Consider the following 11,033-nt stretch of genomic DNA (forward strand, 5'->3'; position numbering starts at 1 on the left):
AGGGCCGTTCTCGCAAGTGCGAAATCTTTGAGAGAATATTCCCGGCTTCGTGTTTGAGAAGAAATGCGGTTCTTTGATCCGGCAGGCAGCATTGCCGATGATGTAGTCAAGGCTTGGTATTCCACTAGGCCGCAATGACTTCAGGATTACGAGGGATCGACAATGTCCGAACGCGAAAACGCTTCCAAATCTGTTCTTTTATCAGCACTCAGCCGGCGAGCTGCCCTTGCGGCACTTTTCGCATCGGCTGTCACGCTTGTCGGCTTAGCGGGGCCGACGCCGTCTTTCGCCGAAGACAAGAAGGCGATCAAGGTCGGCATCATCAGCGGCGAGGATGAGGATGTCTGGCGCGTCGTCGTCGCCCAAGCCGCTGAAAAAGGCCTGACCGTCGAGACAGTCGTGTTCAACGACTACACCCAGCCCAACGAGGCACTCGAGCGCGGCGAGATCGACGCCAACGCCTTCCAGCACCAGCCCTATCTCGATAACCAGATCAAGACTCAAGGGTATCATATCGTGCGCGTCGGCTACACCGGCGTCTGGCCGATCGGCCTCTACTCCAAGAAATACACCAAGGTTGCCGACCTACCTGAAGGCGCCGTCATCGGCCTGCCCAACGACCCCTCCAATGAAGGCCGCGCGCTGCGCGTGCTGCAGAATGAAGGCGTGATCAAGCTGAAGGACGGCACCGGTATCCTGGCGACGACCGCCGACATTGCCGAGAACCCGAAGAAGGTCGTCATCAAGGAGCTCGACGCCGGCATTGTCGGGCGCTCGGTCGAGGATCTCGATGCGGCCGTCGTCAACACCGACTGGGCTCTGAAGAGCGGTCTCGGTCCCGACAACCGCATCGCGCAGGAGCCGGTGGCCGACAATCCCTACCGCAACTTCATCGCCGTCAAATCCGGCAGTGAGAACGAGGCCTGGGTGAAGACGCTGGTCGCCTCCTACCAGAACGAGGCGGTCAAGGCCGAGTTCGACAAGGTCTACAAAGGCACCGGGATCAGCGCCTATTGATCGGCGCCTGGCTATCGGGAGCAGGCGGTCCGCTTTTGAGCGGGCCGCCGTCGCATTTGTGCACCGCTAGAGCAATTCCAGGAAAAGTGTGCGCGGTTTTCCGTACGGAATTGCGTAAAAACAAAGAGATAGAGCGCTTCGCCGTTTTCATGAAAACGGCGAAACGCTCGAAAACGGACAGTGAAATGAACCAGCACGTCACGGCCGAACTACACCATCCGGTCGACATATCGGCCGGGCAGGATGATGTGGTCCGCCTTGTCGATCTCAGGCGCCGCTTCGGCGTGACGCCTGCGCTCGACGGCGTGTCGCTGACGGTGCGCAAGGGCGAGATCCTCGGCATCATCGGCCGCAGCGGCGCCGGCAAGTCGACGCTGATCCGCTGCCTCAACGGGCTGGAGCGGCCCGATTCCGGCGAGGTCTTCATCGAGGGCCGCGAGATCGGCCGGCTCGGCGAGCGTGAATTGCAACCGTTGCGACGGCGCATCGGCATGATCTTCCAGCACTTCAATCTGCTGTCGGCCAAGACCGTCGAGGACAATGTCGCGCTGCCGCTGAAGATCGAGGGCCGCCCCAGGGCCGAGCGGCTGGCTCGCGCCGCCGAACTGCTCGACCTCGTCGGCCTCTCGGAGAAAGCGAAGGCCTACCCGTCCTCCCTGTCGGGCGGTCAGAAGCAGCGTGTCGGCATTGCCCGGGCACTGGCGGCGCGCCCGGCGCTCTTGCTGTCCGACGAAGCGACCTCGGCACTCGACCCCGAGACGACGCGCTCGATCCTGGCTCTGCTGAAAGACATCAACCGGCAGCTCGGCCTGACCATCCTGCTCATCACCCACGAGATGGAGGTGATCCGCTCGATCGCCGACCGCGTCGCGGTGATCGATGCCGGACGCATTGTCGAACAGGGGCCTGTGTGGTCGGTCTTTGCCGAGCCGCGCTCCGAAATCACCATAAGCCTGCTCGGCGCCATCCGCCCGCAACTGCCGGCCGAGATTGCCGGCCGGCTTGTCCCGGGCTCCGGTGCCGAACTTATTCTCAGGATCGACGTCGCCGGCGAGGCCGCACGGGCACCGCTGCTCTCTGACCTCGCGGTTGCGGTGCCGGGTCCGTTCCGTCTGGTGCATGGCGGCATCGACCATGTCCAGCAGCAGCCTGTCGGCACGCTGTTTGTGGCGGTGGCGGGCAGCGATGAAAATCATCTGAGCAAAGTGCTCGCATTCCTGAAGTCCCGTGACGCGCGGGTGGAGGTGCTTGGCCATGTCGCCTGTTCTGTTTGAGCTTCTGCTGCGTTCGATCTGGGAAACGATCCTGATGACGGCGGCGTCGGGCCTCATCTCGCTGGTCTTCGGCCTGCCGCTCGGCCTGGCACTGATTGCCACCGAACGCGGCGGCATCGCCGAAAGCCTGTGGGTGAACCGCGCGCTCGGCGCGGTCATCAACGGCTTCCGCTCGGTGCCCTTCATCATCTTGCTGGTGGCGCTGATCCCGGTAACGCGGCTGATCGTCGGCACTTCGATCGGCACCTGGGCGGCCATCGTGCCGCTGTCGATCGCTGCCACGCCCTACTATGCCCGCATCGCCGAAGTGTCGCTGCGCGAAGTCGATCGCGGGCTGATCGAGGCGGCGCGCGCCATGGGCGGCAACCGCTGGACGATCATCCGCGAGGTGCTGGTGCCGGAAGCGCTGCCCGGCATCGTTGCCGGTTTCACCGTGACGCTGGTGACGCTGATCGGCGCCTCGGCCATGGCCGGCGCCATCGGTGCCGGCGGGCTTGGCGATCTCGCTATCCGCTATGGCTACCAGCGTTTTGAGACCAGCGTCATGGTCGCCGTGGTCATCGTGCTGATCATCCTCGTCTGCGGCATCCAGTGGGTCGGCGACCGTCTGGTTGCCAGGCTGGACCGCCGCGCATGAGCATCCCCGAACATTATTTGCCTGCAGGCTGCAAAAATCAGCGCCGGCGTTCTTCATTCGCCTCGAGATTGGATTGCGCATTGCTTTGATTGGACCAGTCTGCGTGCCACCGTGACAGCGGGGCCGGCAAACAAGGAGCTTGACCATGCCCAGAATCGTACCCGTGCTCGATCTCAGCCGCCTCGAACAGGGCGCTTCCGAGCGACGAACGTTTCTGTTCGACCTGCGCACGGCCGCGCGCGACGTCGGCTTCTTCTATTTGACCGGCCACGGCATATCGGCCGCCGATACGGCGGAGGTGCTCGACGCCTCGCGCCGGTTCTTTGCCCTGCCGGAAGCCGACAAGCTGGCCATCGAAATGGTCAAATCCTCGCAGTTCCGTGGCTATACGCGCGCCGGCGGCGAACTGACCAAAGGCAAGGCCGACTGGCGCGAGCAGCTCGACATCGGCGTCGAACGCCCCGCCATCGCGCAAGGCCCCGGCGTGCCCGCCTGGACGCGGCTGCAAGGGCCGAACCAGTGGCCGGCAGCACTGCCCGAGCTGAAGCCGGCGCTGCTGGCCTGGCAGACCAAGGCAACCGCCGTGGCGATCCGGCTGCTCAGGGCTTTCGCCTTGTCGTTGGACCAGGCCGAGGACGCCTTCGATCCGATCTACCGGACCGAGCCCAACCATCGCATGAAGATCGTGCGCTACCCCGGCCGCGATGCCACCGGCGACGACCAGGGCGTCGGCGCGCACAAGGATGGCGGCTTCCTGACCCTTTTGCTGCAGGACGAAAACAAGGGGCTGCAGGTCGAATATGATGGCAGCTGGGTCAATGTCGATCCGTTGCCAGACACGCTGGTGGTCAACATCGGCGAACTGCTCGAACTGGCGTCAAACGGGTATCTCAGGGCAACCGTCCACCGCGTGCTGACACCGCCGGCCGGTGTCGAGCGGATTTCGGTGCCGTTCTTCTTCAGCGCCCGCCTCGACGCCACGATACCGTTGCTCGACCTGCCCGAGGAGCTGGCGGCCGAGGCGCGCGGGCCAGCCAGCGATCCTGACAATCCGCTGTTTCGCAATGTCGGCACCAATGTGCTGAAAAGCCGGCTGCGCTCTCATCCCGACGTGGCGCGCCGGCACTATGCCGATCTGTTGGAGACCGGCGCGTCGGCTTAAGTCTGTCGAAGGGAGGAACGGAATTTCTGGATTCAGGGCTCTTTTTAGAACGCCGTTCGTCGCAAACCGCAATTGAGACGCCCATATAACAAATATCGTTCGGCGGTTTCCTCCCATTCCGCTGGACGGTGTTCCCCTCTGAAGGTTCTTGACCTTCTTTTTTGGCCGGGCCGCTTTCGCGCCCGGCCTTTCTTTATCCAAGGGTTCCGCCGATTCACGAGATAGCCGTCGTTCCGTCTCAGGCATGATTTAAAACGTTTGCAATTTTCTCGGAGGGTATTACAAACGTTTCAACTGCTCGTCCGGGAGGAACGATTGTCAACGCGCGTCACCACGCTGAAGGAGCTTGCGGCGAGCCTCGACCTGTCGATCACGACGGTGTCGCGGGCGCTTGCGGGGCATGAGCAGATCGCGCTGAAGACACGCGAGCGTGTCGCGCACGCCGCGCGCCAGGCCGGCTACGTCCCCAACACCGCGGCGCGAACGCTTGTCTCCGGCCGCAGCGGCTTTGTCGGTCTGGTGCTGCCGGTCAGAGGCCCGAACCTGGTCGATTCCTTCCTCGGCGAGTTCGTCACCGGGCTTGGCGAAGGGCTGGTGTCGCATGGCGCCGACCTCATCCTTGCTACCGCCGCGCTTGGCCATTCGGAACTGTCGGTGTTGCGGCATGTCGTCGAGTCCGGACGCGCCGACGGCGTCGTCGTCACCCGCATCGCCGAGGTCGACGAGCGGCTTGCCTATCTGCGCGAGCGTGGCTTTCCCTTCGTCGCCCATGGCCGGCTGCTCGATGGCGATTTTGCCTACAACTGGCTCGACACCGATGGCGCGCATGCCTTCGGCGAGGCCTTCGACATGCTCTACGAACTCGGCCACCGCCATTTCGGCTTGGTGACGATTTCCGAGCCGATGACCTTCCGGCATCTGCGGCAGGACGGCCTTGCTGCCGCCATCGGCCGGCGCGGCGACCCATCCGTGCGCCTTGACGTGGCGACGGCGCCGCGCTTCGACCGCGGCGCCCGCATCCAGGCGGTCAATCGCATGCTGCAGCAGCCCGAGCGGCCAACCGCTATCATCGCCTTGTTCGACGAACTGGCGCTGACAGTGATGGAGGAGGCGGCGCGCGCCGGCCTCAGCGTGCCGCGCGATCTCTCGGTCATCGGCTTCGACAATGTCGTCGCCTCGGCCTATGCGCCGCCAGGCCTCACCACTTTCGACGCCTCGATCCGCCAGTGCGCACGCGAGATCGCCGACATGCTGCTCACCGTTATCGCCGAAAAGCCGGCCGCGCCGCTGACGCGGCTGATCCGGCCGACGCTGGTGCCGCGGGCGAGCCACGGACCTGCACCAGTGCATGTCGCCCAAAAGTGACCTCGGTTTTGGGACGACGACATGCACGAAACAAAGACAAGAAGCTGACGCCGCAACGACGGCGCACATCCAGGGAGGAAGATGATGAAGATGTTGAGGACATTGGCGGGCGCCGCGCTGGCGCTGTCGCTCGCCGCGGGCGGCGCGCGGGCGCAGCAGGTACTGTTCTGGTCGACGCAGGCGCGTCCGGTCGAAGAAACCCAGAAGATGCGCGACGAGGTGCTGAAAGGCTTTGATGGCGCCGTCGACTACCAGGTCGCCGAGGACGGTCCCTGGCTCACCCGCCTGCAGGCCGAACTGCAGGCCGGCACCGGCACCATCGGCCTGCTTGGCGGCTTGCACGGCGACTTCTCCACCGTCGGCGCCAACCTTGTCGATCTCTCAGCTGTCGATGTCGGCGGGATCAAGGTCAACGAGGCCTACAAGAAGCTCGGCATGCTCGGCACCGGCGAGCAGAAATACTTGCCCTGGATGCAGGCCACCTATCTGATGGCCGCCAACAAGCAGGCGCTGCAATATTTGCCCGCCGGCACCGACCTCAACACCATCACTTATGATCAGCTGATCGAATGGTCCAAGAACATTGCCGAGAAAACCGGTTCGCCGAAATTCGGTTTTCCCGCTGGTCCGAAAGGGCTGAAGCACCGCTTCTTCGAAGGGTTTCTCTACCCGTCCTACACCGGTTCGATGGTGACCAAGTTCCGCTCGCCGGAGGCCGAGACCGCCTGGAACAAGTTCAAGGAGCTATGGCAGTACACCAACCCGAATTCGACCAACTATGCCTTCATGCAGGAGCCACTGCTGTCGGGTGAAGTCTGGGTGGCGTTCGACCATGTCGCGCGGCTCGCCGATGCCTTCAACCAGAAGCCGGACGAGTTCGTCGCCTTCCCGGCGCCTGCGGGTCCGGCCGGCCGCGGCTTCATGCCGGTGGTCGCCGGTGTCGCCATTCCAAAAACCTCGCCTGACGTCGATAAGGCCAAGGCGCTGGTAGCCTATATGCTGAAGCCGGAGACGCAGATCGCGACGCTGAAAGCGACCAATTTCTTCCCGGTCATCGAGGTCAAGCTGCCCGACGACATGCCGGCCTCGGTCAAGGCTTTCGGCCCGGCGATCGCCACCATGACCGGCGCGCCCGACGCGCTGCCGGCGCTGCTGCCGATGGGGCTTGGCGATCTCGGCGGCAAGTTCAACCAGGTCTACACTGACTCCTTCGAGCGCATCGTGCTCGGCGGCGAGGACGTGCATGGCGTGCTCGAAGAGCAGGCGGCGGCACTCAAGGCGATCATCGACCAGGCCAAGGCGCCCTGCTGGGCGCCGGACAAGCCATCCACGGGCGCCTGCCCTGTCGACTAGAATCCTCCCAAGGGGGCGTCCGGAGTTTGTTGCACTCCGGGCGCCCTGACCGCAGCATCGTAAGGACAACACCATGCATGGGAAGGCTCTGCCCTATCTGCTGCTGATGCCGGCGACCCTGTTCCTGTGCGTCTTCTTCCTCTACCCGTTCGTGCTGGTCGCCTTCGAGGCGATAACTCGCGACGGCACCTTCACCCTCGACAATTTTCGCACCATGGCCGGCAGTTGGAAGTTCCCGGTCACTGTACGCAACACACTGCTGCTGGCATCCATCGTCGTGCCGATCCAGCTCGTCATGGCGCTGCTGATGGCGTCAGTGGTGTCGCGGCTGGAGACCGGGCGCAGTGCAGCGCTTTATATCTTTGCCATTCCGCTCGGCATTTCCGATCTCGCCGCCGGCCTGATCTGGCTTGCCATCTTCGACCAGTCCGGCTTCCTCAACACTTTGCTCTCCCATCTCGGCGTCGTCGACCGTCCCATCATGTTCCTCGGCTACCAGAGCAAGCTCACCATCTTCATTGCCGTGGCGCTGGCCGAGATCTGGCGCGCCACGGCCATCATGATGGTCATCCTCGTCGCCGGTATGGGGCTGATCCCGAAGGAGTATTACGAGGCGGCGGAAGTGTTCGGCGCCGGCCCATGGAAGCGCTTCGTGCGCATCACGCTGCCGCTGCTGCGCCCCAGCCTGCAGACGGCGATCATCCTGCGCGTCATCCTCGCCTTCGAGGTCTTCGCCGTTGTCGCAGCCCTTGGCGGCACCAACCTGCCGGTGCTGATGGGCGAGACCTACAACTGGCAATTCACCTTGCAGGATCGCAATGTCGCCGCAGCCTCGGCGCTGCTCATCCTCGCCATCTCGATCGGCTTCACGCTGTTCTTCCTCAGGGTGCTGCGTGTGCCCAAAGAGGCGCGCATATGAGTGCGGTCACGCAAACCCCAACAGCCGCGAACACCGATGCCCGCAAAGCCGGCGACTGGCTGCTTGTCGCCACGGCCATTCTGCTTAGCGTCTGGGTGCTGCTGCCGATCTATCTCCTGATCGTCAACGCTCTGTCGTCGCCGGATCAGGTGACCGCTTTCCCCAAGCGTTTCTTCCCCGCCTTCGATCTCGGCAGTCTGTCCTTCTTCGTCAATTTCGCCGGTGTCGCCAAAGCGTTGTGGAACTCGGTTCTCGTCGCCACGCTGACGATGATCCTGTCGATCGGCTTCGGCGCGCCGGCCGGCTACGCGCTGTCGCGCTTCGACTTTCCGGGCAAGGGCACGTTCCGTTTCCTGGTGCTGATGACGCGGGCTTTCCCGCTGCCGCTGCTGGCATTGCCGCTGGCGGTGATGTTCATCCGCACCGGCCTCGACGACACCGCGATCGGCCTGGCGCTGGTCCACACCACGCTGGCGCTGCCTTTCGCCGTGCTGATCACCTTCTCGCTGTTTTCCGGCATTCCGGTCGAACTGGAGGAGGCCGCCTGGACGCTCGGCTGCACCAGGCTGCAGGCCTTTCGCAAAGTGATCCTGCCGCTGGCCTTGCCCGGCATCGCGGCGTCGGCCGTATTCGCCTTCACCATCTCCTGGAACGAGGTGTTCGCGGCCGCCGTGCTCACCATCGAGAACCGCACGCTGACCGCGTTCCTTTTGCAGAGCCTCGGCGAGTCGCCGCTCTATCTCAAATTCGCCGGTGGCGCGGCTCTGGTCGTGCCGGCGCTGATCTTCATCTTCGCCGTCCGCAAATATCTGTTCGCCATGTGGGGGATCGCCAACCGATGACATGCGACACGGAGAAGGCTCATGGCTGAAATCGCGATCAAGGGCGTGGCCAAGCGCTTCGGTGGCTTCACCGCTTTGCATCAGGTCGATCTCAGCATCGCCGACCAGGAATTCATGGTGCTGCTCGGCGCCTCCGGCTGCGGCAAGACCACGCTGCTGCGCATCGTCGCCGGACTGGAGACACCGAGCCAGGGCGAGGTCTGGATCGGTGGCCGCCGCGTCGACCACCTGCCGCCGCGCGAGCGCGGCATCGCCATGGTGTTCCAGAATTACGCCGTGTTCCCGCATCTGACCGTGTTCGAAAACATCGCCTTCGGCCTGCGAATGAAGAAGCTGCAGCAGGCCGATGTCGAGCGCCGCGTCAACCGCACCGCCGAGCTCATGCATATCGACCAACTGTTGAAGCGTTACTCAGGCCAACTGTCCGGCGGCCAGCGCCAGCGCGTCGCGGTCGCCCGCGCGCTCGCCATGGAGCCCGACGTCATCCTGATGGATGAGCCGCTGTCGAACCTCGACGCGCTGCTCAGGCTCGAAATGCGCGCCGAGCTCAAGGGCGTGCTGGCGGCGTCGAAGACCACGACCATCTATGTCACCCACGACCAGGTCGAGGCGATGAGCCTCGCCGACCGCATCGCCGTCATGCATCAGGGCCGTATCGTCCAGGCGGCTTCACCGGTCGAGGTTTACCGCAACCCGGCCGCCCGCTTTGTCGGCTCCTTCATCGGCAACCCGCCGATGAACTTCATCCCGGCGACCAAGGCCGCAAACGGCAGCTGGATCGTCGCCGGGCTGACATTGCCCGGTCCGAAATCGGACAGGCAGAAAATCGAATTCGCCATCCGCCCCGAAGACGTCGACGCCGGCAGCGAGGGCCTGCTCGCCACCGTGCGCGTCATCGAGCCGCTTGGGCCGCACACGCTGGTCACTTGCGATGTCGAGGGCGGCCTGTTCCGCGCCATCCTGGAATCGAATGCCAGCGTCAAGGTCGGCGAGCAACTGCGCCTGGCGCCCAAACCCGACCGCATCCGCTGGTTCGATCCCGAAACCACCAACGCCGTTTGAACCAGAAAGACCAATGCCTTCCATGACTTCACTTGCTGGCATGACTTCACTAGTCGTCGACGAAACCATCGCCCGCGCCGTCGAGGTGCTCAGGGAAAACGACCAAGGCGCCTACACCATCCCGACCAAGGGCCTCTATCCCTTCCAGTGGAACTGGGATTCCTGCCTGACCGCGCTTGGTCTCGCTCATTACGACGAGGCGCGCGCCTGGACCGAGATCGACACTTTGTTCGCCCATCAATGGCCGGACGGCATGGTGCCGCACATCATCTTCCATGTCTGGAACGACGGCTATTTTCCCGGGCCCGATGTCTGGCAAACCAACCGCCCGACCGCCACCTCCGGCATCACCCAGCCCGCCGTCGCCGGCTTTGCCGTGCGCCGCCTGTTCGACCGCGCCAGGGACGGGAAGCTGGCGGCTGAGCGGGCCCGCGCGTTGCTGCCGAAGATCGATGCCTGGCACCGCTGGTTCTACGCAAACCGCGACCCCAAGGGCGAAGGACTGGTCGCCATCATCCATCCCTGGGAGTCCGGCCGCGACAATTCGATCGACTGGGACGATGCCTTCGAGCGCGTGCCGACCGAAGGCGTCGAGCCCTATACACGCCGTGACACGCTGCACGCCGATCCGGCGCATCGCCCGACGAAAGATCAGTACGACCGCTATCTCTGGCTGCTACAGCATTTTCGCGCACTCGGCTGGGACAATGCCAGGCTGCATGACGCCTCGCCGTTCCAGGTCGTCGACCCTGGCTTCAACGCCATCCTGATCCGTGCCTGCGCCGATCTTGCCGATCTCGCCGAGGCGGTCGGCGAATCGAAGATAGCGGAAGCCAACCGCGCGCGCGCCAAAAAGGGTCTGGCGGCAATGGAGCGGCTGTGGAGCGAGGCGCACGGCCAATATCTCTGTCTCGACCGCGTCACCGGCAAGCTGATCGACAGCGCCTCGGTTGGCGGCATTTTGGCCGCCTTTGCGGCAATTCCAGAACCTCGCGCGGCGGCGCTCGCGGCACGCGTCGAGCGTCTTGCCGGCAGAGCGCGCTACGTCGTGCCGTCACACGATCCCGATGATCCGCGGCTCGACGCCAAGCGCTACTGGCGCGGCCCGGTCTGGCTGGTGGTCAACTACATGATCGCTGACGGCCTCGCTGTTGCCGGCCACGCCGAAGCCGCCCGGCGCATCACCCGGTCCAGCCTCGACCTGATCGGCGAGAGCGGCTTTGCCGAGTACTACGATCCGCTCACCGGCGAACCGCTCGGCGGCGGCCGCTTCACCTGGACGGCGGCGATGGTGATCGAATTTTTGCGAGCGCCACCTCTCTTGCCTTCTCCCCTTGTGGGCCTGTTGCGTTATTAGGCTTTGGACGCCTGGAGAGACGGCAGGGGCGCAGCGAAGTGGTTT

10 protein-coding genes are annotated in these 11,033 nt (G+C 64.1%); all 10 read left to right on the forward strand.

The features are described 5' to 3' along the window. The first annotated feature begins 162 nt into the window (after window positions 1–162). The 10 genes from ACWTU9_RS25345 (at window position 163) to ACWTU9_RS25390 (ending at window position 10,988) form a co-directional block, all read left to right on the forward strand. On the forward strand, window positions 163–1,017 hold the full coding sequence (locus ACWTU9_RS25345; RefSeq protein WP_455860686.1) for a MetQ/NlpA family lipoprotein: 855 nt from the start codon (window positions 163–165) through the stop codon (window positions 1,015–1,017). A 185-nt stretch (window positions 1,018–1,202) separates the two neighbouring features. After that, window positions 1,203–2,291 (forward strand): methionine ABC transporter ATP-binding protein, encoded by a 1,089-nt coding sequence (locus ACWTU9_RS25350; protein ID WP_455860687.1) that lies wholly within the window; start codon window positions 1,203–1,205, stop codon window positions 2,289–2,291. Next, window positions 2,272–2,928, forward strand: coding sequence for a methionine ABC transporter permease (locus ACWTU9_RS25355; RefSeq protein ID WP_455860688.1), 657 nt, complete (start codon window positions 2,272–2,274; stop codon window positions 2,926–2,928). Before ACWTU9_RS25350 ends, ACWTU9_RS25355 begins: the two co-directional genes overlap by 20 nt. Window positions 2,929–3,073: 145 nt before the next feature. After that, window positions 3,074–4,090, forward strand: coding sequence for an isopenicillin N synthase family dioxygenase (locus tag ACWTU9_RS25360; RefSeq protein ID WP_455860689.1), 1,017 nt, complete (start codon window positions 3,074–3,076; stop codon window positions 4,088–4,090). Between the two features lie 315 nt (window positions 4,091–4,405). Next, on the forward strand, window positions 4,406–5,455 hold the full coding sequence (locus tag ACWTU9_RS25365; RefSeq protein ID WP_455860690.1) for a substrate-binding domain-containing protein: 1,050 nt from the start codon (window positions 4,406–4,408) through the stop codon (window positions 5,453–5,455). Window positions 5,456–5,539: 84 nt separating this feature from the next. Continuing rightward, window positions 5,540–6,808, forward strand: coding sequence for an ABC transporter substrate-binding protein (locus ACWTU9_RS25370; protein WP_455860691.1), 1,269 nt, complete (start codon window positions 5,540–5,542; stop codon window positions 6,806–6,808). A gap of 73 nt (window positions 6,809–6,881) precedes the next feature. After that, window positions 6,882–7,727 (forward strand): carbohydrate ABC transporter permease, encoded by an 846-nt coding sequence (locus ACWTU9_RS25375; RefSeq protein WP_455860692.1) that lies wholly within the window; start codon window positions 6,882–6,884, stop codon window positions 7,725–7,727. Then, window positions 7,724–8,569, forward strand: coding sequence for a carbohydrate ABC transporter permease (locus ACWTU9_RS25380; RefSeq protein ID WP_454573637.1), 846 nt, complete (start codon window positions 7,724–7,726; stop codon window positions 8,567–8,569). Before ACWTU9_RS25375 ends, ACWTU9_RS25380 begins: the two co-directional genes overlap by 4 nt. A 21-nt stretch (window positions 8,570–8,590) precedes the next feature. Continuing rightward, window positions 8,591–9,631, forward strand: coding sequence for an ABC transporter ATP-binding protein (locus ACWTU9_RS25385; protein ID WP_455860693.1), 1,041 nt, complete (start codon window positions 8,591–8,593; stop codon window positions 9,629–9,631). A gap of 22 nt (window positions 9,632–9,653) precedes the next feature. Then, window positions 9,654–10,988: an amylo-alpha-1,6-glucosidase gene (locus ACWTU9_RS25390; RefSeq protein WP_455860694.1), complete on the forward strand. Its 1,335-nt coding sequence runs from the start codon at window positions 9,654–9,656 to the stop codon at window positions 10,986–10,988. The last annotated feature ends 45 nt before the right edge of the window (window positions 10,989–11,033 follow it).

The sequence above is a fragment of the Mesorhizobium sp. 128a genome, assembly GCF_053848025.1.

What these genes read in the sequence shown, in the direction of transcription:
- ACWTU9_RS25345 (WP_455860686.1), top strand. Translation starts at nt 163, where the DNA reads ATGTCCGAACGCGAAAACGCTTCCAAATCTGTTCTTTTATCAGCACTC.
- ACWTU9_RS25350 (WP_455860687.1), top strand. Translation starts at nt 1,203, where the DNA reads ATGAACCAGCACGTCACGGCCGAACTACACCATCCGGTCGACATATCG.
- ACWTU9_RS25355 (WP_455860688.1), top strand. Translation starts at nt 2,272, where the DNA reads ATGTCGCCTGTTCTGTTTGAGCTTCTGCTGCGTTCGATCTGGGAAACG.
- ACWTU9_RS25360 (WP_455860689.1), top strand. Translation starts at nt 3,074, where the DNA reads ATGCCCAGAATCGTACCCGTGCTCGATCTCAGCCGCCTCGAACAGGGC.
- ACWTU9_RS25370 (WP_455860691.1), top strand. Translation starts at nt 5,540, where the DNA reads ATGAAGATGTTGAGGACATTGGCGGGCGCCGCGCTGGCGCTGTCGCTC.
- ACWTU9_RS25375 (WP_455860692.1), top strand. Translation starts at nt 6,882, where the DNA reads ATGCATGGGAAGGCTCTGCCCTATCTGCTGCTGATGCCGGCGACCCTG.
- ACWTU9_RS25380 (WP_454573637.1), top strand. Translation starts at nt 7,724, where the DNA reads ATGAGTGCGGTCACGCAAACCCCAACAGCCGCGAACACCGATGCCCGC.
- ACWTU9_RS25385 (WP_455860693.1), top strand. Translation starts at nt 8,591, where the DNA reads ATGGCTGAAATCGCGATCAAGGGCGTGGCCAAGCGCTTCGGTGGCTTC.
- ACWTU9_RS25390 (WP_455860694.1), top strand. Translation starts at nt 9,654, where the DNA reads ATGACTTCACTTGCTGGCATGACTTCACTAGTCGTCGACGAAACCATC.